Source organism: Galbibacter sp. BG1, assembly GCF_013391805.1.
Taxonomy (GTDB): Bacteria; Bacteroidota; Bacteroidia; order Flavobacteriales; family Flavobacteriaceae; genus Galbibacter.
In genome coordinates this window covers 3,179,707-3,201,813 of sequence record NZ_CP058364.1, presented here as the reverse complement: position 1 = coordinate 3,201,813, position 22,107 = coordinate 3,179,707, and the positions used below count along the sequence as shown (strand labels likewise).

General features: G+C 36.1%; 25 protein-coding genes and 1 tRNA gene. 7 read left to right on the top strand and 19 right to left on the bottom strand.

The genetic code is table 11. The features are described from left to right. Positions 1-6 precede the first annotated feature (6 nt). The 8 genes from HX109_RS13875 to HX109_RS13840 form a co-directional block, all read right to left on the bottom strand. The gene (locus tag HX109_RS13875) at positions 7-1,155 is read right to left on the bottom strand and encodes a nucleotidyltransferase (RefSeq protein WP_178953025.1); all 1,149 of its coding nucleotides are present in this window, start codon (positions 1,153-1,155) and stop codon (positions 7-9) included. Continuing rightward, positions 1,152-2,012 (bottom strand): hypothetical protein, encoded by an 861-nt coding sequence (locus HX109_RS13870; protein WP_178953023.1) that lies wholly within the window; start codon positions 2,010-2,012, stop codon positions 1,152-1,154. Before HX109_RS13870 ends, HX109_RS13875 begins: the two co-directional genes overlap by 4 nt. Before the next feature lie 10 nt (positions 2,013-2,022). Further along, positions 2,023-2,244 (bottom strand): DUF2188 domain-containing protein, encoded by a 222-nt coding sequence (locus HX109_RS13865; RefSeq protein ID WP_220399470.1) that lies wholly within the window; start codon positions 2,242-2,244, stop codon positions 2,023-2,025. Between the two features lie 3 nt (positions 2,245-2,247). Then, on the bottom strand, positions 2,248-2,889 hold the full coding sequence (lexA, locus tag HX109_RS13860) for a transcriptional repressor LexA (RefSeq protein WP_178953021.1): 642 nt from the start codon (positions 2,887-2,889) through the stop codon (positions 2,248-2,250). 157 nt (positions 2,890-3,046) lie between these two features. Continuing rightward, a tRNA-Ile gene (locus tag HX109_RS13855) sits at positions 3,047-3,131 on the bottom strand. 71 nt (positions 3,132-3,202) lie between these two features. Continuing rightward, positions 3,203-3,364, bottom strand: coding sequence for a DUF2158 domain-containing protein (locus HX109_RS13850; RefSeq protein WP_220399469.1), 162 nt, complete (start codon positions 3,362-3,364; stop codon positions 3,203-3,205). Between the two features lie 575 nt (positions 3,365-3,939). Further along, entirely contained in the window at positions 3,940-4,545 is a 606-nt protein-coding gene (locus tag HX109_RS13845; protein WP_178953019.1) for a hypothetical protein, read from the bottom strand. A gap of 4 nt (positions 4,546-4,549) precedes the next feature. After that, positions 4,550-5,032: an RNA polymerase sigma factor gene (locus tag HX109_RS13840; RefSeq protein ID WP_178953017.1), complete on the bottom strand. Its 483-nt coding sequence runs from the start codon at positions 5,030-5,032 to the stop codon at positions 4,550-4,552. A 239-nt stretch (positions 5,033-5,271) separates the two neighbouring features. On the opposite strand from HX109_RS13840, the gene HX109_RS13835 reads away from it, so the two are divergent. The 3 genes from HX109_RS13835 to HX109_RS13825 all read left to right on the top strand — a co-directional run bounded on the left by HX109_RS13835 (position 5,272) and on the right by HX109_RS13825 (position 9,264). Continuing rightward, positions 5,272-6,981, top strand: coding sequence for a T9SS type B sorting domain-containing protein (locus HX109_RS13835; RefSeq protein ID WP_178953015.1), 1,710 nt, complete (start codon positions 5,272-5,274; stop codon positions 6,979-6,981). Between the two features lie 340 nt (positions 6,982-7,321). Beyond that, positions 7,322-8,410 (top strand): glycine cleavage system aminomethyltransferase GcvT, encoded by a 1,089-nt coding sequence (gene gcvT, locus HX109_RS13830; RefSeq protein WP_178953013.1) that lies wholly within the window; start codon positions 7,322-7,324, stop codon positions 8,408-8,410. A 35-nt stretch (positions 8,411-8,445) separates the two neighbouring features. Beyond that, positions 8,446-9,264, top strand: coding sequence for a sugar nucleotide-binding protein (locus tag HX109_RS13825; protein WP_178953011.1), 819 nt, complete (start codon positions 8,446-8,448; stop codon positions 9,262-9,264). Between the two features lie 6 nt (positions 9,265-9,270). On the opposite strand, the gene HX109_RS13820 is transcribed toward HX109_RS13825, so the two are convergent. The 3 genes from HX109_RS13820 to glp form a co-directional block, all read right to left on the bottom strand. Continuing rightward, entirely contained in the window at positions 9,271-10,158 is an 888-nt protein-coding gene (locus tag HX109_RS13820; RefSeq protein WP_178952999.1) for a molybdenum cofactor synthesis domain-containing protein, read from the bottom strand. Between the two features lie 384 nt (positions 10,159-10,542). Then, positions 10,543-10,980 carry a molybdenum cofactor biosynthesis protein MoaE gene (locus HX109_RS13815; RefSeq protein WP_178952997.1) on the bottom strand — a complete coding sequence of 146 codons (438 nt, stop codon included), beginning with the start codon at positions 10,978-10,980 and terminating at the stop codon, positions 10,543-10,545. A 36-nt stretch (positions 10,981-11,016) separates the two neighbouring features. Continuing rightward, complete coding sequence (glp, locus tag HX109_RS13810) at positions 11,017-12,189, bottom strand: gephyrin-like molybdotransferase Glp (protein WP_178952995.1); 1,173 nt, start codon at positions 12,187-12,189, stop codon at positions 11,017-11,019. 116 nt (positions 12,190-12,305) lie between these two features. Between glp and HX109_RS13805 the strand changes: the two genes are divergently transcribed. Both HX109_RS13805 and HX109_RS13800 read left to right on the top strand, forming a co-directional pair. Further along, positions 12,306-13,577, top strand: a complete 1,272-nt coding sequence (locus tag HX109_RS13805) for a hypothetical protein (RefSeq protein ID WP_178952993.1) — start codon at positions 12,306-12,308, stop codon at positions 13,575-13,577. 216 nt (positions 13,578-13,793) lie between these two features. Further along, a complete protein-coding gene (locus HX109_RS13800; protein WP_178952991.1) occupies positions 13,794-14,423 on the top strand; it encodes an intradiol ring-cleavage dioxygenase in 630 nt (209 codons plus the stop codon). A gap of 8 nt (positions 14,424-14,431) precedes the next feature. On the opposite strand, the gene HX109_RS13795 is transcribed toward HX109_RS13800, so the two are convergent. From HX109_RS13795 to HX109_RS13785, 3 genes are all read right to left on the bottom strand, one after another. Further along, positions 14,432-15,013, bottom strand: coding sequence for a YdeI/OmpD-associated family protein (locus HX109_RS13795; protein WP_178952989.1), 582 nt, complete (start codon positions 15,011-15,013; stop codon positions 14,432-14,434). An 8-nt stretch (positions 15,014-15,021) separates the two neighbouring features. After that, a complete protein-coding gene (locus HX109_RS13790; RefSeq protein WP_178952987.1) occupies positions 15,022-15,576 on the bottom strand; it encodes a glutathione peroxidase in 555 nt (184 codons plus the stop codon). 73 nt (positions 15,577-15,649) lie between these two features. Then, a complete protein-coding gene (locus HX109_RS13785; RefSeq protein ID WP_255462701.1) occupies positions 15,650-16,840 on the bottom strand; it encodes an MFS transporter in 1,191 nt (396 codons plus the stop codon). A gap of 88 nt (positions 16,841-16,928) precedes the next feature. Between HX109_RS13785 and HX109_RS13780 the strand changes: the two genes are divergently transcribed. Beyond that, positions 16,929-17,486, top strand: a complete 558-nt coding sequence (locus HX109_RS13780) for a Crp/Fnr family transcriptional regulator (RefSeq protein WP_178952986.1) — start codon at positions 16,929-16,931, stop codon at positions 17,484-17,486. A gap of 19 nt (positions 17,487-17,505) precedes the next feature. On the opposite strand, the gene HX109_RS13775 is transcribed toward HX109_RS13780, so the two are convergent. From HX109_RS13775 to nadC, 5 genes are all read right to left on the bottom strand, one after another. Beyond that, a complete protein-coding gene (locus tag HX109_RS13775; RefSeq protein WP_178952984.1) occupies positions 17,506-18,033 on the bottom strand; it encodes a DUF421 domain-containing protein in 528 nt (175 codons plus the stop codon). 112 nt (positions 18,034-18,145) lie between these two features. Then, positions 18,146-19,126: a helix-turn-helix transcriptional regulator gene (locus HX109_RS13770; RefSeq protein WP_410504020.1), complete on the bottom strand. Its 981-nt coding sequence runs from the start codon at positions 19,124-19,126 to the stop codon at positions 18,146-18,148. 97 nt (positions 19,127-19,223) lie between these two features. After that, positions 19,224-19,655, bottom strand: a complete 432-nt coding sequence (locus HX109_RS13765) for a DUF2147 domain-containing protein (protein ID WP_178952981.1) — start codon at positions 19,653-19,655, stop codon at positions 19,224-19,226. Positions 19,656-19,671: 16 nt separating this feature from the next. Continuing rightward, positions 19,672-20,613, bottom strand: a complete 942-nt coding sequence (locus tag HX109_RS13760; RefSeq protein ID WP_178952979.1) for a YihY/virulence factor BrkB family protein — start codon at positions 20,611-20,613, stop codon at positions 19,672-19,674. 1 nt (position 20,614) lies between these two features. After that, positions 20,615-21,472, bottom strand: a complete 858-nt coding sequence (gene nadC / locus HX109_RS13755) for a carboxylating nicotinate-nucleotide diphosphorylase (protein ID WP_178952977.1) — start codon at positions 21,470-21,472, stop codon at positions 20,615-20,617. Between the two features lie 118 nt (positions 21,473-21,590). On the opposite strand from nadC, the gene rlmH reads away from it, so the two are divergent. Continuing rightward, positions 21,591-22,064 carry a 23S rRNA (pseudouridine(1915)-N(3))-methyltransferase RlmH gene (gene rlmH, locus HX109_RS13750; RefSeq protein ID WP_178952975.1) on the top strand — a complete coding sequence of 158 codons (474 nt, stop codon included), beginning with the start codon at positions 21,591-21,593 and terminating at the stop codon, positions 22,062-22,064. Positions 22,065-22,107 lie beyond the last annotated feature (43 nt).

Genomic DNA, 22,107 nt, shown 5'->3' with positions numbered 1-22,107 from the left:
TTTTGTTTATTCACTTCCGAAAAAAGTATTGGTTTTTATCGGTTTCGTATTAGCAACTAGTGATTCAGATATAACGCCAGTCGTAGTATTTATACCAATACTTTTCAACTTCCTTGCGTTTTCAAGTTGGTTTACTTGTGATTCTTGTGCACGTAAGAATACTTTTTCGCCAAATAGTCTCTTTATCGTATTTGCTTCCTCAATAACACCATTTTCCTCTTTTAAAATTTGCCATTGCTTATCTAAATGAAGTATGAATTTCTTAAAATGTTCATATAATTCAGGTTCTTTATCATCATCCCATTTATCACTAAAATCTTCTTGAGAGTTAACAGGGTTTAATATTTTTAAGCGATTACCAACTAGACCTAAAATGTCAAAATTTTGCTTTATTTTATGTATTATGTTTTCAATCGTATCGAATATTGATTCTTCACCGTTATAAAACTCACCTGCAATAGTTGTTAAAATTATGCTGGATGTGGCCATTTTAGGATTCGACTTAAAATATTCATCTCGATACATTTTGATTAACTGAACCGCTCTTTGTAAAGGCTTCTTTTTAGAAAATTCATCTGCTGGCAAATTTTCCATTGCATACGCCTTTTCTAGTAAGGTCATTTTTGCCAAATTTGACTTGTCAACAAACCAATTACCATAGCCTCTAGGGTTACTTGAAGTCCAATCTCCTAATTCTCTATCTGGTATAACTAATTTGTTTTCGTCATAACTTGTTTCTTGACAACCAGGTAAAATATCCATGTGAAAGTCACCAGCATAGTTTAGGCGAATACATCTATTCTTTAATTCAACCTTATCTTTATATCTGTCACTGTTTTGTAGAACTCTTTTCAATTGATTGTAAATATATTGTGGAGAATGTTTCTCCCAATCCATAACAATATGTACAACTATATCTAAATCGAACTCATTTTTTCCAGTCGGCTTAACTGTTGTGCCAATCCTAACAGAACCTTGAGGATATATTTCAAGAACGGCGTCTTTGAAAAAGCCAGTATCTTCATTAAGTAAACTCTCAATTGCTCTGTAGGCTGTTTCCATTCTTTTTTTACGCGTATCGTCTAATTGAATTTGTTCTGCGATTCTGGCTAATAAATCGTCCAACTGCGTATTTTTATTTTTAAATAATATCATACTTTACTCCATTTTAAATTTAAAACCCACTTTGCGTGAGGTCCAATATTGTATTTAGTACTTAACTCTCCCTCATCATAACCTAGTTTATTAATCATTTGAGCACTAGCCCATTTTATATATTCACCATCTCCTTTTGACAATAATTCTTCTAACTCCTTTTGTTGTGATTCATTTGGTATCAATTCTAAAACATCATATTGTAAAATCTCCCAACAATCCCAGCCGGATTCAATTGGAGCTCTTTTTAATGGAGTTTGAACTGATTTTATAAATCTGTAATTAACATATGGAAAATTCTTTTTTTTAAGAATCCGATTATCTGCCTTTCCTCCCAACAACTCTTCGTAAAATTCTCTCCAATGAGAAATTTCACGATTCTTTTCACTATTAATCCAATCAAGAAACTTCATTGCGTTTCTAGCAGGAACAAAAACTGCTAAATCATCTTTTTTTAATCCAGCTGTCTTCATTTTTAAATCGTCAGTGGCATTCATTCCTTTTAAAACACTTTGTGTTTCAGGTAATCTTTTATACTTCCCTCCTACGTGTTGATACCAATTCCAATTTGGGTTTGCATTTTGTACTAAAAGGTATTTATCATTAACCTTAATTAAATACTGATAAGACATGGAAAATCTTATGTATTTTCCAGAAAGGCTAATCCAAAAACAATGCAATGCTAATTTTAACCTTTTCCAGTTTTTGTAAAAAAAATTAAAACCGTCAATAATCAAAATAGTGATAAGTAAAATAAATCCGCCTCCAATGAATTCAGGACGAAGCGATTCTTCAATATTATACCCTATGAAAATTAAAATTAATGCAACGAATATTTTTAATATGAATCTCAACATATATATAGAATTAGCCTTTTGGCGGAAAATTGTCGTTACCAAAACTATCTTTCTGCCTAATTTGTCCTTTTTGGTTATGAACTAAAAGTTCAGATTTTTGATTTTTCGCAATATTTCTAGCTACATTAATTGCCTCCTTTTGAGTAGCAGTAACTTTTGTTGCCTTTTTATTCCCAGCTCCTTTAACTGCCCAACCACTGCTATGTGGCACTACGTGTTGATTCTTTTTCATTATTTAAATTTTTATTACACTTTCTACAATTCCTTGTATCTTAAAATCTCTTGTTAATATAATTGGTTGATGCTCTTTAGTTGTTGATTTTGGCAACAGTACAATATGGTCTCCATTATTTTTAAATTCCTTTATTGTAGCTTCATCATCAATTAAGGCCACTACTCTATCACCATCTTCTGCGGTAAGTTCCTTTCTTATTAATACTAAATCTCCATCATCTATATTAGCATTGTTCATTGAGTCACCAGAAGCTCGTAGAATAAAATACTTTTTATCCTTTCTAATAAGCTTTGTTGAAACAGAAATCTCTGTTTCTATATTTTCTTCAGCAAAAAGAGGAAATCCACATGCAACATTTCCTAATACTGGTATGCTTACCATTTTTTCATACTCTTCTTCATCTTCAGCAACTTTCAGAATAGTTGGCTGCATTGAATCATATTTCTTTTTAGAGCTACGACTTTCTAGCAATTCAGCAACTGCAACATCTAATATATTTGCAATCTTGAACAAATCTTCAAGACTTGGTTGTCTCCTATTTTGCACATAAGAGTTAACCATATTGTAACTCTTTTCTAACCTTTCAGCCAACCAAGTTTGCTTAATACCTTTTCTTTCTAATACTTTTTTTATACGATTCATTATAAAGACTTGATTTACAGATGTAAAATTAAAAAATAGCATTCTGATATCTCATTAAATGAGATATATAATATCAACAAAATGATGGTATTTATCAACATTAATATCCCAAAGACTATTTTAAATGGGAAAGACTCCCTTTCGAGAGTCTTTCTTGCGGAGAGTATGGGATTCGAACCCATGGAACCCGTTAAAGTTCGGCTGATTATAAATCAGCTGCATTAGACCGCTCTGCCAACTCCGAAAAGATTATTATTCTTTTCGGAAATGTAGAAAAATAAATCTCCGCATTAGATTTTTATCACTATTTGAACTATTCGTCCAATACTAATTCTTGTGTTACAAAACCACCGTGTTTTAGTTCATTACCATCAAACCATTTACAGCCAACATTATTACCATTAATTTGATATATTGTCATGCTAGGACCTCCAGCTTTCAAGACAACCACATCTCCAACTTTTAATTCATTCATTATTAAGTGTTTTATTATTAATATTCTTGATGTAAGTCAAAAGCTATACCAATGAAGCATTTTTAGCTAATTACTAAACTTCATGTCATATTGTCAATTTTTAGCAAAATTAAACACATAAATGTCATGTTTTTAGTTAATTTATGTAATTCCACACACATTATGCTTCCCTCCTACGTCGTCGCATAAAAAGTGTTCCATTAACATTGCAGAAGAATCTTTTGAGAATAAATTTTTTTGAAGAAACTCTATTAAAAACTTTTCGCTTTTAACCAAAGCTCAAGTTACATAACGCAGAACATTATAGTTCAAATTGATTTGGATAAGTATATTGAACAATGATGGCATTTTATATATAATCTGATATTATGTAAGAGTCAACTTGGCGATGCAATTTCAATACATAACTAAGTTTAATATTCTATCATTAATTCATTCCGGTAGCATTAAATCTAACTGGCAGGTTCGATAAAATTTACTTAATAAATAATTTTAGACGATTCTATTAATCTTGCCACAAGAGCATCAATTTTAAGGGACGTGTCTGAATACGTGGCATGACGTATATTTTAAAATTATTCTACTTTTTCCAAGTCGTTTAACACTCGGCTGGCGGCGTTGGTAACATTTTTGTACTTCCCATAGCCCCATTTGGAAAATAAAACCAGAAAAACGAGCATAATCGGGACATACCAATAAAGTATGTGGTGAGTGCTTTTAAAAATATCGATACCCTTAAAGAGTTTAAATACCAGGGGCAAACTCACCAATAGCAAAACAAAATTTAGGTAAATACCTATCTTCTGTACCCGTAGAAATCTTATTTTAAGTTTTGTGTAAGCCACCAAAGCTTCTTTGTAGGTGGTGTTTAATATGTTTACCTGTTTCATTTGTTGTATGGATTGCAGCACCAAAAACGGCATTACAATTAAATAGGCAATCGTAAAAATACCCGATGCCATAAGGTACCATGTATCTAAAGTGGTAATTTTAAAAAGGATGGTAAGAGCGGCTGCAAAACAAATAAGCGCCCCTATTCCTTCGTATTTGGCCAAAATATTGATTTTTCCCTGATAACGTTCCCGTGTCATTTCCATAATTAATGTATTGGTTAATATTTTTTGTTGTGCCAATTGATCGCTCATCTCCAACCAAACGGCTTTCATTTCATCGAGTTCCATCTTCTTACTTTTTAATTTTTTTGCGTAGTTTTTCTTTAATCCTTGAAATACGGGTACCTACATTACTGCTGGAAATCCCGGTGATAAGCGCAATTTCTTCGTATTTTTTATCCTCTAAATACAAAAAAATAAGGGCGCGATCTAAGTCATTCAATTGCTTGATCTTTTCGTACAAAATTTTCAATCGTTCTTCTATAATCGGATCGTACTGTTCCTGCTTTAATAGGATTCCGTCTAGCGATACATGTGTTCCCCTGCGGTTTACTTTTTTTAAATGCATTAAGGCAGTGTTTAAGGCCACACGGTACATCCAAGTGCTTATTTTGGCTTCGCCCCTAAAAGAATGAAAGCCTTTCCATAATTGATAGACGATTTCCTGAAACAAATCTTGTTGATCTTCCAAGTTTTGTGTATACAACCGGGTAATCTTATAAATGATCCCTTCGTGTTGTTTAATAGTAGCGGTAAATTCTTCTTCTTGAGACATTAAAAAATTGATTCTACTCTATAAGTATACAACCTTTTGAAAAAATCACACCTTTCATTATTTTTTTATAATTGAATGGACTGCCACACTCCTACACGATTTAGGATTGATATTTTTCTGGCTTCAGGTTGTAGTTAAGTAAAATTCATTTTTTATATATTTGAATATCAGACATCTATAATTAAAATAAAGTATTCATCCGTAGTCTTTTCCCCATTCCAACTGATAAGCATCCTAAAATGAACAAATTTTTAGTTATTATTATTCTTATTCTTTTGGCAAAAACGAGTTCCTTCAGTCAGGATACGCCCATGGAAATCCTATCAATAAGTGACGACAAGGGTATTGAGGGCGCCACCAACGTCCATGTTGTTAATTTTAATCGAGAAAGCACTGGCGTGGAATTATTTAAGTATAAACTTAGTTTTAATACAGCAAGTTCTAAGGATATAAGGTATTCTTCATTTGATATGATTTTTACAGATGTGGAGCAAAACATTTTTTTTATACCCAAAGGATATTACAGTTTTATAATTCAAGTAGAGCTGCTTGAAGATTTACTTGAGGAGGAAGAGGAGTTTTATACCATAACTATTAGCAACTTGTCTGGTACTAAAAGTGTTTCAGCGGTAGGAACCATAATAAATAAGAATGCTGCCAATGTGGTTTCCGTAAGCAATGCCAGTGCACTCGAGGGAGAAAACGTAGTGCATACCGTTACTTTATCCAGCGCTTCCTATTTAAAGAAATCTTTTCCGTTTTCAATAGAGGATATTACCACAATTGCCGCCTTGGATTATGGTTCACTTCAATTTAGTCATGATATTTTTTATGATCCTTTGAAAGGGGTAATCACCTTACCGGATACGTCGGTGGGGATATCTAAATTTCGTATAACGGTACCTACGTTAGAGGATGAAACTATAGAGCCCGATGAATCCTATAATTTGAATGTTGATGGAATTTCTGCGGAAGGAATAATTCTAGACGACGATACCAAGGTAATTTCAACGATAGGCAATGCCATCGCTATGGAAGGGGAAAGTTTAGCTCACCCCATTTCCTTAACAAACGTTACTTTTCAAGAACTGTCATTTCCTCTAACCCTTGAAGACATTTCTACCAATGGTGCTTTAGATTATAAGATGCTCACAATTAGTGATAATATTGGTTTCGACAGTACTTCTGGAACACTAACCATTCCTAGCACGGCAAACGGTATACAAGACTTTACCATTTATGTACCTGCCATAGACGATTTTATAGTGGAAGAAGAAGAATCTTACACCATAAATGTTGGCGGAATAGCTGGTACAGGAACTATTCTAGACAATGATCTTGTGGTTGTTTCTTCTATAAGTGACGATTCCCAAACCGAAGGTGCCAACTTAAAGCATACTATTGTTCTTAGTAACACTACTTCTGTTGTAAAATCCTTTGAATTTTCCCTGCTGGATATAACTACGGATAAAGAGGATTATAGCGATCCCATCTTTAGCGATGGTGTTTCATGGAACCTTACAGATAACCTTCTTTCTATTCCGGTAGGCGTTACTAATTTTTTAATTACCATTCCTACCATAGATGATCCTAAAGATGAAGATGACGAATCTTATAACATATCCATTGATGGGATGAAGGCGACAGGGTTTATAATTGATAATGATACGTTTACATTCAATTTTCCGAAATTTTTCACTCCAAATAACGATAGTGTCCACGATACATGGCCTTGGCCAGAATTTGTAGCGGAATATGGATATGATTATGAAAATTCAGTGATTTTTGTTTACAACCGTTATGGTAAATTGTTGAAAGTGATTGATGACCTATCCAATGGTTGGAATGGTACCTTAAACAATGAACAAATGCCAGAAGATGACTATTGGTATCGATTAGTACTAGAGAATGGACAGGAATATGCGGGACATTTTACCCTAAAAAGATAGCCATATGATTAAATTTTTTTTGTTTCTGGTTCTCGGTTTCTTGTTTCTGGTTTCTTGTTTCTTGTTTCTGGTTCTCGGTTTCTGGTTTCTTTAATTTCGCAATAGCTTAATCGTTGATTACGAGAATCAATGTGTTAGTGACGATTGATAAAGTTAGCGCCACATACATCCATCTTCCGAACTTAAAACATAAAACCTCAAACTAAAAACTTTAAACTCTAAACCTCAAACATCCCCCAACTCCCAATTATTCAGTTAATCTTTTCCAATTGTTTTATTCCTCTATTTATTTTAAATAATTTTGCAGCGCTCAAAGCATAACACTTTTAAAAAAATCGGAATGAAGAATACAGTTTTAACAAATATACATAGTGAACTAGGTGCTAAAATGGTTCCATTTGCAGGTTACAATATGCCTGTGCAATACGAAGGGGTAAACATCGAGCATGAGACCGTTAGGGAGCATTTGGGAGTTTTCGATGTAAGCCATATGGGGGAATTTCTTGTGAGCGGACCGAAAGCGTTGGATCTTATCCAAAAAGTGAGCAGTAACGACGCTTCCAAGCTTACTATTGGTAAAGCACAGTATTCTTGTTTACCGAACGAAGATGGCGGAATTGTAGACGATTTAATTATCTATAAAATAAAGGAAGAGCAGTACCTTTTGGTGGTGAACGCCTCTAATATTGAAAAGGATTGGAATTGGATTTCTAAATACAATGAAGCTATCGGCGCGGAAATGCGCGATATTTCAGACGATTACTCCCTCTTGGCCATTCAAGGACCTAAAGCTGTGGAGGCCATGCAGTCCCTTACACTTATTGACCTTTCTGCTATAAAATTCTATAATTTTGAAGTGGCTGAATTTGCTGGAATTGACAACGTGATTATTTCTGCCACGGGCTATACAGGAAGTGGCGGATTTGAAATTTACTGTAAAAATAGTGAAGTAGAACAGGTTTGGAACAAAGTGCTGGAAGCTGGTAAAGATTACGGAATCAAACCAATTGGCCTGGCAGCGCGCGATACCCTTCGCTTGGAAATGGGATATTGCCTTTACGGAAATGATATCGACGATACTACCTCGCCCATTGAAGCAGGTTTGGGGTGGATTACCAAGTTCACTAAAGATTTTGTAAATGCAGAAGCCTTAAAACGACAAAAAGAAGAAGGCGCCACCCGAAAGTTAGTCGGATTTGAAATGGTTGAAAGGGGCATCCCAAGAAACGGATATGAAATACTGAATGCGAATGACCAAACAATTGGCCATGTAACCAGCGGAACAATGTCCCCTTCTTTAAGCAAAGGGATTGGACTAGGGTATGTTACCAAAGAAAATACTGCGGAAGGGACTACTATTTATCTTCAAATACGAAAGAAAAAAGTAGAAGCAAAAGTTGTTAAACTTCCGTTTTATAAAAATATTTAGGGAGCTAAAGAGTTCTCTACAAAAAGAAATGTTTATTGAAGAGGATTTTAATATTAGGAGCAAGCGGATTCATTGGTGGTGCGCTTTATAAAGAACTGTGTCCGTATTTTGATACCTACGGTACCTATCATACAGGGAAAATATATTCCAACAACAAACACTTTTTTCATTTTGATATGGAGAACGATGATTTGTTGGATGTTCTTACCAAAGTACGCCCCAATATTATCATTTCTACGTTGCGCGGTAATTTTGAAGCACAGATCGATACACATTTAGATCTGGTAGATTATTGCCGTGCCAGCAACAGCAAGCTCATTTTCCTTTCCTCGGCCAATGTTTTTGATGCTTTTAGCAATTATCCTTCTTACGAATACGACAAAACCTTGTCGATGAGCACCTATGGGAAGTTTAAAATAAAAATTGAAACGGCCTTGATGCAGCTACCGGAAAAAAACTATGTTATTGGCCGTGTGCCCATGGTTTTTGGGAGCTCCTCTCCCCGACTTAAGGAACTAAAATATTTTCTGGATAAAAACGATGCGTACGAAGTGTTCCCAGATTTGGTGATGAATGTTACCAACGCCGATAAACTTTCGCAACAAATTCATTACATCATCAATAGAAACAGGAAAGGGATTTACCATTTGGGAAGTTCCGATCTTATTCATCACGATGAATTTATTAAAGAAATGATAGAGACCCTGGGCTACCAGAAACCTTTGCTTAAAAATGTTTATACCTCCAATTTCGATCGGTTTCTGGCAGTGCTTCCAAAAGACAATAAGCTCCCAAAACACCTCATTTTTAGTCATTTCGATATTATAGACGAACTAAAGGGAACCAAAAGCTGAGTAAGGTTAATCGTGCGCTTGTCCGCGTAAAATTTTAAACACATGAAGTACATGGGGAAATATGGCTTCCATAGACTCCCGGGCGCCATTTGTAGAACCCGGCAAGGCTAAGACCAAACAATTGCCAATAGTGCCGGCAACGCTTCTGGAAAGCATGGCAAAGGGCATTCTTTCCTGTCCGTAACTTCTTATGGCTTCTTCAATCCCAGGAATATTCCTATCCAACAACGGGGCTAAAGCTTCGGGTGTTACGTCCCGAAAAGAGAGTCCGGTACCGCCAGTATAAATTAATAGATTATTGGTTTTGGAGAGTGTTTTGGCCCTTTCGGCAATAAGCTCTTTTTCATCTGGGATAACTTCATAATGCGATACATCAACCGAAGATTCTGCAAGTTTTTCCATAATGGCTTTGCCCGCCCTATCCTCTTTAATTCCTTCTGAAATGGTATCGGAGCAAACGATAACAGCGGCATTCAAATTCGACGGATACATCCTTTTAAAATCCTTGAGTCCGCTTTTACTCTTTATAACTTTCAAACTATTGATGTTTACTGAAGCTTCTTCGGCATTCAGCATATCCGCGAGGGTTATTCCTGCAACGGAAGCTCCCAACATCGCTTCGGCATCTAAATTGGATTTATGAATGGCCTTTACGGTAACCTGAATCTGTAAATGACTACCTTGAATCTCATCAGTTATTGCAATACTATCCATAAAAGCTGGGGAGACATTGGGAATTAAGGTAAAGGCATTTTTAACCGCCAACTGGGCTGCCACCTTAACAGAAGCAAAAACTTCTTTATTATAGCGTGATTCCAAACCATTATTTAGTTCAATATCGATTTGTGCAGTAGAAACACAGGCTGTTTTTATGTGGTTTGAAGTATCGGTCATTTAATAAATTATTAGATGGATTAGTTAATGGTTAATTGAGTTTGTTTCAATTTTTGTTCTTTTCCGAGTAAAGCTGCCACGGACGAATGTTTTTTTATTAGTTAATGGTTAAAAGTTATTTGTTAATTGTGTATGTTTCTAGTTTTTGAGTTGACCTTACCTGATTATGGTCGCCATGGATACACAGGTGTTTTTATTATGAAACTGCCTACTGCCAACTGAACACTGCAAAACCCTTTCAGGAGATTACCACGTCGCTTAACCGCTCCTCGTAAAGACCCGAAAGTGATCACTGCCTACTGAATACTGCAACTGCCTACTGAACACTGCTCTCACTGCCTACTGAACACTGCCCACTGCTTACTGCTTACTGCTTACTGAAAACTAGCTATTCACTTTCCATTGATGGGTTTCGTCTTCAAAAATCTCTTTCCCAAAAATAGGAACTTCCTCTTTAACCATATTTACAATAGCTTCCGTGGCTTCATAAACTTCTTTCCTTCTTTCCGAAGAAACAAAAACAAAAAAGCAGATTTCCCCAGCATTCACTTTTCCTAAACTATGGTAAATGTGCATGCAGGTAAGGTTGAATTTTTCGAAAGCTTTCTCGCGTATATCATATAATTTTTCATCGGCCATGGCCTCGTAAGTAGAATACTCAATAGCGCTTACTTTTTTACCGTCGGTTAAGTCGGCCCTTACCTGCCCTAAAAAAATGTTATGGGCTCCTATACTATGTTTGGATTGATGTTTGGCGATGGAATCTGCTATAAAACTCGGGGGAATTGCCCCTTCCATAAAAACATTTTTCTTCTTTTTCATTTTCAAATTTTAAGAAGTTTGATTTGATTTATAAAGTTACTGAAGAATATCAAGATAATAAACTTCTGTTCCTTTTTCTATGACATTGGTTTCCGAAGGAATATATACCAGCGCATTGGCAGCAATTAAACTTTGCAGCATCGAAGAGCTTTGATTGCTAGCTACTTTTACGGTGTTCCCACTAACCGTAGCTCTTAAAAACAAACATTTTCCAGTGTTATTTGCAAGACTTTCCAATATTTGGGCTTTTTTAAACCTACTTACTTCCCTTTGCCCCATGGCCAATTGCAAGGCAGGCAAAACATACGCTTGAAAATTAATAAAGCAAGCCGCCGGATTTCCTGGGAGACCAAATACGGTGGCCTTGTTGGTAGTGCCAAAATAAATAGGTTTTCCCGGGCGCTGATTTATTTTGTAGAAATGCTCATTTACCCCATTTACTTTAAAAGCATCCCGCATCAAGTCGTATTCCCCTACTGAAATGCCCCCAGAGGCAATCAAAAAGTCGTAATCGTTTAATAATTGCTTTACAATGGCGACTGTTTCTTTTTTGGTGTCTCCCACAAAAATGGTTTCCAATTCTTGGATACCAGCTTTTTTTAAAAGCAACTGCAACATAATGGAGTTAGAATCGAATATCTTACCCGCTGCGAGTTGTGTGCCCGGTATTTGCAATTCGTTTCCAGTAACTAGAATAGCAACCTTGGGCATTTTGTAAACTGCAACCTCCCCTATTCCCAATCCGCTTAGAAAAGCAATGGCCGCTGTATTTAATAGCGTGCCTTGTGGTAAAGCAACCGCTCCTTTTTTTATTTGTTCGCCAGGATCCTTAACATTTGTTTTACCAAACGCTGCCTTCTGGTAAGTGATGATTTTATTGCTCTTTGACACGTGTTCCTGCATTAAAATACGTGTGGCAGTTTCTGGAACTTTGGCTCCTGTAAAAATACGTACTGCCTCTCCCCTTTTTAAATGAATATCCGCCGAATCCCCTGCCTGTAATTCACCAATTACTTTATAGGTAAAAGACTCGTGCTCACGAATCGCATAACCGTCCATAGCAGACTGCCGAAAGGGAGGCAAATCAATTTTAGAAAAAATATCTTCTGCAAGTGTAAATCCAATAGCATCCCTGAGGGGCATATGCCTGTTTTCTAGACGGGTACAATTATTTTTTATAAATGCCAAAGCCTCTTTAACAGTAATCATTTGCTATCTTTAGTTAAACAAAACTAATCATTATTTTTTTTAATCATAAAAATAAATTAAGTATTATTACTTACTTTTAAGTATTTATACTTAATTTTACAGAAAAACCAATAATTATGACCAAAAAAATCACTTCTCTTTTCCTGTTTTTATGTTTGGCACACGGGGTATTTAGTCAGACTCTAGAAGTAGACGCCGATATACGGCCTCGATTTGAGTACCGTCACGGATTTAGTTCGTTGTTTCCCGATGATGCCGATCCTGCTGCTTTTGTAACCCAACGATCGCGCTTGAATGTAAATTATGACTCTGAACTCCTCAAAGTCATGCTAAGTGTTCAAGACGTTAGTACTTGGGGCGATACCAGACAGATATTGATTAATGATGGCAATGATTCATTTTTTCTTTTTCAGGCGTGGGCCGAACTTATGATCAATGAGAATTGGTCGACTAAAGTAGGGCGACAGACCATAATTTATGATAATGAACGGATTTTTGGTGGATTGGATTGGGCGATGCAGGGACGTTTTCACGATGCCGCTCTTCTAAAATATAGAAACAATGGCTTTATGGCCGATGCAGGCTTTGCATTCAGTCAAACCAGTCAACAAAATGAAGGAACCGTTTACGATGTCCCTGGGTTCTTTACCTACAAAACCATGCAATACCTGTATGCAAAAAAGGAATGGGAAAAGGCGCAAGCTAGTTTTTTGTTTCTAAATACCGGCTTCCAGAAGTTTGATGAAAATGATGAAGCCGATGGCGTCTATTATACCCAAACAGCCGGAACCTATTTTAAGTTTCCGCTATCTGTTTTAAATTTCTCGGGAAGTTTCTATTACCAATTTGGAAAAGCCTACCCTATCGATGTGGATTTAAGTGCGTATGAGTTTATGCTTGAAGCCAGCTACAAACCACAAAATACGCTATTTGCTTTAGGGTTTGAAGCTTTAAGTGGATCAGATCAAGGCGGGAGCGATAACAATTCCTTTTTTCCTCTGTATGGAACGAACCATGCTTTTAACGGATTTATGGATTATTTCTATGTTGGTAATTATGCAAATAGCGCTGGTTTAAATGACCTCTACGGAAAAGTGGTTTTAAAAACCAGCGAAAAATCGAATCTTATGGGTTCTGTACACTATTTTGCTGCCAATGGAGATCTCGCCGACGACGCCGATGCCTATTTAGGTACCGAAATAGACATTGCTTACAGTCATAAATTAATGAAGTTCGCTTCCTTAAAACTAGGTTATTCCCATATGTTCGCTTCCGATAGCATGAGCTTGATAAAAGATGGCAGACCGAATGACAATACCAATAACTGGGCTTGGGCGATGCTGGTTATCAATCCAAAGCTTTTTTCGCACACTATTAAAACGCAATAAACCTTTTTATAAGCATAACCAATCAAAGAGAAATCCTGTACTCGCGTGATAGCTTTTACAGGATTTTTTATGTCGTTTTTGTATAAAGGTAAAAGAGGTTTAATTTTTTAATGAATATTAAAGTCTTGGTTTGTTTTTGATTCTTAAGTAATTAAAAATCAGTATCATTCGTAATTCAGGAACAATATTTGATGCGCTACCTAATAAACAACCATTATGAAAAGTATTGTTCTCTTTCTAGCTGTACACTTTACTTTTATTTCCTGCCATTCCCAGAATAATGAAACGAAATCTAAAAAACATGTGGGAGGCCCCTGCCAAGGCTGCGAAGCTGTTCTGGAATATGGCAATAAAAAACTTACATCCACCGATACTTTACCCGATTTTGAAACAACAGTTCCAAAATTAAAACTCACGGGAACCGTTTATAAAAAAGATGGTAAAACCCCTGCCGAGGATGTTGTTCTTTATATCTACCATACCAACAGGGATGGTATTTATCCCAAGAGTGGTAACGAAAAAGGATGGGGTAAGCGACATGGCTATTTACAGGGGTGGGTTAAAACAAATTCTTCTGGAAAATATACTTTTTACACCTTTAGGCCCGCCTCCTATCCCAATGGAAATACTCCAGAACATATTCATATAACGGTAAAGGAACCAAACATAAACGAATATTATTTAGATGATTTTATGTTTGCCGACGATTCTTTATTAACAGAAAGTTTCCAAGAAAAACTCACGGAAAGAGGTGGATCTGGTATTGTACAACCGAAGAAGGGAAATGGCATTTTAACAGTAAAGAGAGATATTATCCTAGGGCTGAATATCCCCAATTACCCTTAAAAATAGGCTTAGCGTTCATTCCAACCTTTACCCTCATAGATTTTTGGAATACATTTTTCAATACGGGCTTCCCGAGTTTTGGACTGCTTAGCTTGAGAAAAATAAAGAAAATAACCACGCTGTCTGCCCGGGGTTAAGGATTTAAAGGCCTCTTTGAAATCTGGATCGGATTCCATTTTTTGCTGAAGTTCTTCTGGTATTTCATACTCCGAAGTCTTTTTCAAAGGGACTTTTATGCCTGCTTTTTCTACTTCCACCGCTTCGTAAACATATTGTTTTATAATTTTTTCTTGGTCTACTATTTCTTCTAAGGAAGTAAAACGAATTTGTCGGGCGGACTGTACATTTTCAGTTTGTTGTACCAATATGTTGTTTACGTCCTTTAAAAGAACCCCTTTATGGAACAGCAACGCGCAATATTCTTTAAAGCCATGTATTAAAACAATATTCCTTCCTTTAAAAGTATAGCAGGGATGTCCCCATTTTAAAGCTTCGTCCAAACCACAATCCAATAGGATCTTTCTCAGCAGGGCATATTCCTTTTTCCATTGAGAATCTTTTTCGAAGAAAAAATCAACTTTGGGGTTCATTTTTCAAACTATTTTTCAATCCAACTTGTTACGCTTTTATCGGTAGGCAGTGTTTTTGGTGAAACTACTTTGGCTACATGACCTGTTTCGTCTATTAAATACTTCTGAAAATTCCATGCCACCTCTGAGTTTTCAACACCGTTTCGATCTTTTTCCGTTAAGAATTTATAGAGCGGATGCATATCGTCTCCTTTTACTGATATTTTACTCATCATAGGGAAAGTAACACCGTAATTCGCCTTGCAAAACTGAGCTATTTCCTTATTATCGCCGGGTTCTTGACCAGCAAAATTATTGGCAGGAAATCCGATGATTACAAAACCATCATCTTTGTAGGTGTCATACAATTCCTGTAATTGCTCGTATTGTGGGGTAAGGCCACATTCGCTGGCGGTATTAACAATCATAACCTTATGTCCTTGCAGTTCTTTTAGTGGATATTCTTTTCCGCTGATGTCTTCAACTGTAAACTGATAAATTGTTTTTTTATCCATTTCTGCTTTTTTTTGTGCATAAAGATTCATTGTTAAGCAAATAACGCTTAGTACTAAAATGTTTTTCATAGTTGCCATTCTTTTTCCGAATTTACGAAAATCAAAACTTTTTTTTCAACTTAATTTTAGCCGAATATATCTTTTATCGGGAAACTAAGGTTCGCTTCAGCATATAGATAAATGCAAGTACGGCAACCCCTGCGGTAAAAAACATTGCAAAAGGGATCACTTCTACCCTATTTTGATAATACCACCCCGAAAATAATGCTCCCAGGCCTATCCCGGCTTCCAAAGCAATATACATGGTGGCCACCGCTTTCCCCCTAGCTTCTTTATGACTCATATCGATCGTCCAAGCATTTAAGGAGGGGGAGACAATCCCCATGGCTAAGCCAAACAATATTCCTCCAGTTATAAATAAGAGATATGTAGACGCCAAACCGATGACTACCATAGCTACAGCCAATACCAGTAACCCAATTTTAATTAAAACAGTTCGCCCGTACCTATCGGAAGCTTTTCCAGATAAAAACCTTACCAAGAGGGAAGAAATGGTAAAAACAATAAAAAACAAACCTTTATTGGCTATCCCTAAACTGGCGGTCCAATCTGGAATTAGCGTTAAGATAACGCCAAGTGACGTGTAAAACAGGAAGGTAACAATGGCCGCCGGCAACACTTCCAAAGCAATGATATCCCTACGGGAAATTTTTAAAAGCGACCATTTAAACTTCTTTCTCGGTTCTAAGGTTTCTTTCATGTTAAGAATTATCACCATTGATAAAAAGGCACAAACGGAAGAAGAATAAAAAAGCACATCAAAAGAATAATTGAGTTTTATAAAACTTCCTACTGCCGGCCCTAATGCCATTCCTGTGCTGTAAAACAAACTTTGCATACCAATAGCTTCTCCCCAAGATTGCTGCGAGGTAATGTCTGCAATGTATGCAGAGGTCGCAGTGGGCTTAAAACCTGTGGAAAATCCATGGAGCAGACGGAGCAACAAGAAACCGAATACCGAGTGTAAAATAGGATATAGGAATCCACAAAACACACATACCAACGCCCCGAAAACCATTACAGGAACCCTACCAACAGTATCGGTAAGTCTTCCACTAAAGGGCCTGGAAATTCCAGCCGTTAAGGTAAATAATGCAATAATGAGCCCGATATACTTGGCACCCCCCATAGCGCTTAAATAGGCCGGGAGCTCTGGAATAAGCATATTGTAACTCGCTGAAAAAAGAAGGGAGCTACTGCATACCATTGCGAATTTAAGATTGTAAATAGGATGCGAGTTGTATTTTGCCAGCGTATTCTTTAGGAAGCTCATGCGTATTAAATATCTTTGTGGGTGTAATTGGCTACAAAGAAATACTTTGTTTTAAAATTTTAAAAGGACATTTGTCCGACTCCAAAAAATGATACGAAAAAACGCAGATCTCCTACAATATATCACAAAACATCTACTCGATTCTGGTGAAGGTACTATCGCTAGGTGCCATTACCAACCTAAGGCAGTGATATTGGATCAAAAGAAAAGGGTTTCTTCAGTTTATATTTTGAAAAGCGGACTCACAAAATGTTATTTGACGGAAGATAATGGCGTGGACTTTATTCAAGAATTCTTTGGTGCAGGGGAAATTTTTGGAGAGTTGGAAGCCATCAATGGGAATCTGAGTTTTTGTTGTATTGAGGCAATCAATTCCGTAGAATTGTACTCTATCGAAATCTCCTTTTTTACCCAATTGCTAAAAAACGATCCTACTTTTAATACATTAATTTTAAAAGCGCTCGCCAATAAACTCAACTATACGGCTGTTCGCCATGCGTACAACCAATCTCATACACTAGAAGATAATTTACTTCGTTTAATTGAGCATTACCCAAATTTAATAAATGAAATCTCCAAACAAGATATCGCAAACTATTTGGGTATCAATGTACGGAGCCTAAACCGGGTTTTAAAGGGAATTTAATTTTAGAAAGATGCTATTCTTAGGGTTTTTCACGTACCCCTTCTAAAATTTTTTCATTTAAATCTTCGGAAGATCCTTCAGAAACATGAAGTACAGAAATATCCCCTGTAGATTCCAATACCACAGCTCTTACCTGATCGTAGTTTAAAACATTGGCCTCCCGGAGTTTTGCTATAAGTTGCGATTTATCAATTCGGGCATATTTTAAGTTTTCCTCCAAAATAGTATCCCCTTTCATTAATAATAAGGGCTTATTGGATATTAGCTTATTTATCCAAGGAAACTTTCGTTGTAGATAGGAAAAGATAAAGGTAAGCACCAACAACCCTCCTATGGCTACAGATCCATGGGCAATCGAGGTACTAGAGGTTAAAGTGGAAGAAATAATGCTTCCTATGGCTATGGTAAATGCAAAATCGTAGGCCGTAAATTTTGCAAAAGAACGCAAACCGATAATACGCGTTAAGACTATTACCGCTATAAAAATTAAAATGCTTCCTCCTAAAGTTTGTAATAACGGGTCGCTATTGCTATAAATCCAATCCATATTCATTTATTTTTATGGTTAGTGCTCTTTCTAATAAAGGTAGGGAACTTTTAATTTCCCAAAAGCTATTATCCCAACAAAACTTAATGAAATAAAATCATTGTGTTTAAATTTACAACAGTCGCTCCTGCGCTTGGTTTACTATTTCTTTTACACGATTTTTTAAACTTAGTGGCTTCAGTATGGTGGCATAATCGGCAAACATTAAATACCAGCGTGCAAATCCGTTTTCTATATCCGAAGTCTTAAAAACCATTTCTACTTCATCTCCCATTATTTCTTCTGAAATCAAGCCGTAATAGCTGCAATTATGCTTTAGGTGCATTGCCACCTGTTTGTCCACCCTTATTACAATAGTGGTTTTTTCATCTTCTTTTTCTCGTGGAAGATAAGCATCCAGCGGTTCGTGTTCTTTGGTAAATAGTTTTTCTGTACGTTTTATCTGTTGTATTCTATCCGTCCTAAATTGTCTATAAGCTCTTCTTAAATGGCAGTAGGCCATAATATACCAAAAACTGTTTTCATTAAATATCCCTACGGGCTCTATATATCTTTGGGTATACTCTTGTGCAAGTAGGGCTTCATATGTTAGAAAGACCTGTTTCTTTTCTGCTATACTTTCAAAAAGTATTTCTAGGGCATTAGGGATTTCCTTATTGAAAAGTTCATGGGATGCTTTGATGGTTATTTGTGATTCTAGAGCGTCGATCCAATCTTTCTCACTTCCTCGTAAAACTGCTTTAATTTTAAACATAGCGGCTTCAAAATAAGCCCCGAGGGAAGCATCGGTATATTGTTGCATTAATTTTTCCGCTGCGATAAAACTACCAGCTTCTTCCTTGGTAAACATCACTGGAGGCAATCGGTAACCTTCCATAAGACTATAGCCTATTCCGGCTTCACTTACTATGGGCACTCCCGAAGTTTCCAAAGTACGTATATCCCTGTAAATGGTTCTTAAACTTACTTGAAATCTATCGGCAAGGTCTTGTGCTTTTACAATCCTTTTAGATTGCAATTGAATGAGAATAGCAACAATTCGATCGAATTTTTTAAGGGTACTGTCTAACATGGCGGATTGGTTGTAAGACAAAGATAACCGTTTTCGCCTTTTTTGGTTTTTGAAAACAAAAAAGGGAATAAAACTGTACTATCAGTTTTATTCCCTTTACACAAAATTAAGTAATTTTTTATTTAACGCGATGCCACTCTTGAGTTCTAAACAAAAATGCAATATATCCGCGAACGTTAAGAATATCGGAATTGTCTTCGTCCACCCATATTTTACATTTGTACTCTTTCCCTTTTTCAGGATCTAGAATGGTACCTCCTTCATATTCATCACCATCTTTTTTCAAATCCTCAATAATTACCATTCCAAGGACTTTTTTGTTTTTCTTATCCCCTTCACATTTATCACACACTACATCTACTCGGTCTTTGTTCAATATTTCTACAACCTTCCCATAGACTTTTCCGTTTTCTTCGTAGATATTTACGATGGATTTTTCTTTCCCGGTTTCATCATCGATGGTTTTCCATTTTCCAAAAACACTTTGTGCTTGAGCTGAAACACCCACTAGCACGGCCATAAAAACAGTCACTAAAAATTTCTTATTCATACTTTAAATTGATTAATTAAAAATTTCGTCTTAAACTTCTCAAAGAAGCGTTTAACTCGAACCCCAGCAATAAAATATTGGAGTTAATCCAAATATATAGCATTAAAATTAACAATGCTCCAATGGAACCATAAATTTCATTGTACTGAGAGAAATTCTCGATATAAATTCCAAATAAATAGGTTGTTATTATAATTAAAATAGTTGTTAACAAAGCTCCAGGTGAAAAGAAACGGGTTTCTTTTCCTTCCGTTGTGCCAAAATAATACAGAATAGCGGTCGTTAAGAACGATAAAATTACAAAAAACAGAAACCTGCCTATTTGCACTCCTATAATATCCCCTGTCTCAATATCCATGCCATTTGTTTTGGCGGCCCACTCGCTTAGGTACTGAACGATGTAAATTTCATAAAAAATAAAACCTATTACACTTAGTAAAAAGATAAAAGACATCATAAGTGCTACGGCAACCGCTACAAAATATTGTTTTACAATGTTGCGGGTAATCTCCACATGGTATGAGGTTTCAAAACCACCAAAAATGGCGTTGATACCGTTAGCCATTAAAAAAATGGAAAGAAAGAATACAGAAGACAGTAATCCACCCCGCTGTTTGCTTACAATATCTTCTATAATGGAATCGAAAAAATTGGCGGTTTGGGGTGGGAGTAGACTTTCAATAAAATGAATAAAATCCTGTTGAAACCCCTCCATGGGCACGTACGGAATTAAGTTTAGCACAAACAGCAAAAAAGGGAATAAGGCCATAAAAAAACTAAAAGAAATGGCACTGGCACGATAGGTAAGTGCCCCTTTAACAATGCCAACAAAATACATTTCTGCGAGATCGTATGCCGAAAGCCCTTCAAAACCCGGCAATTTTATGGTTTTTAAAATTTTGACAAAATAATTTACCACCGGTATTTTTGCCAGCTTCTCTTCGATCTCTACAGACATATTAAACGGCTTTTAAACTCAAATCCATATTGTAAATAGAATGTGTAAGTGCTCCTGAAGAAATGTAATTTACGCCACATTCTGCATATTTTCTTATGGTTTGCTCGTTAATTCCGCCGGAAGATTCTGTTAAACATTGATCCCCTATTAACTTTACGGCTTTTCGAGTCTCTTCAAAATTAAAGTTATCCAATAATATACGATACACTCCTCCAGCCTCTAAAATAGTCGCTACTTCGTCTAAATTTCTAGCCTCTACAATTATTTTAAGATCTCGATCGTTTTCTTTTAAATAGTGTTTTGTTTTCGAAATAGCCTCTGGGATTCCGCCGGCAAAATCAATATGATTGTCTTTCAGCATAATCATGTCGTACAAGGCAAAACGATGATTCTCTCCTCCCCCAATTTTTACGGCCCATTTTTCCAAAGCCCTAATGCCCGGGGTCGTTTTTCTAGTATCTAAAATTTTGGTATTGGTTCCCTCCAAAAGATCCACAAAGCTTTTAGTTTTGGTTGCAATAGCACTCATACGCTGCATGGCATTCAATACCAGCCTTTCTGCTTTTAAAATAGACTGAGAATAACCTTGCACATAAAAAACAATATCACCCTGTTTTACCTCTTGCCCGTCGTTAATGAGTGTCTCCACTTTTAAATTGGTATCTACATAATCGAAAACCATTTTGGCAAATTCCACTCCGGCAATTGTCCCTTTGTCTTTTACCAATAGTTTTGCTTTTCCTTCTGCATTACGCGGTATACAAGCAAGGGAACTGTGGTCGCCATCCCCAACATCTTCCCGGATGGCATTTTCTATTATTAACTCAAGCTCTTTTTGAAATTGTTCTTTTGAGATCATTCAACAGTGTTTTGCGCTAATTTATTAAAATCCTTTTTTAGGTACGAATATTATATAGCTATTTTTGATAAATCCCTTTTTACTGGTTTTTACTTTCTAAAAAATTTATTTTTGCCTTATGAACATTAAGCTCTTAGCGGTTGGAAAAACCGATGATAAAAATTTGATTGATTTAGTAGACAACTATACTAAGCGTTTAGGCTTTTATGTAAATTTTGATTTTGATATTATTCCCGACATAAAAAATGTCAAAAACCTTTCGGAAGCCCAACAAAAGGAAAAAGAAGGCGAACTGATTTTAAAAAAACTAAGCCCTACTGATGTACTGGTTCTTTTAGATGAAAACGGAAAACAATTTTCTTCGGAAGTTTTTGCCGAATATCTTCAAAAACACATGAACAGTGGCGCAAAACAGTTGGTTTTTGTTATTGGCGGACCATATGGTTTTTCGGAAGCTATATATAAAAAAGCCCTAGGAAAGATTTCACTTTCTAAAATGACATTCTCACACCAGATGATACGTTTATTTTTTGTGGAGCAACTCTACCGGGGATTTACCATTCTTAGAAATGAACCATATCACCATCGATGACGTTTATTGTTTTTAGTTTGATGTTTCTGGTTTGATGTTTTTG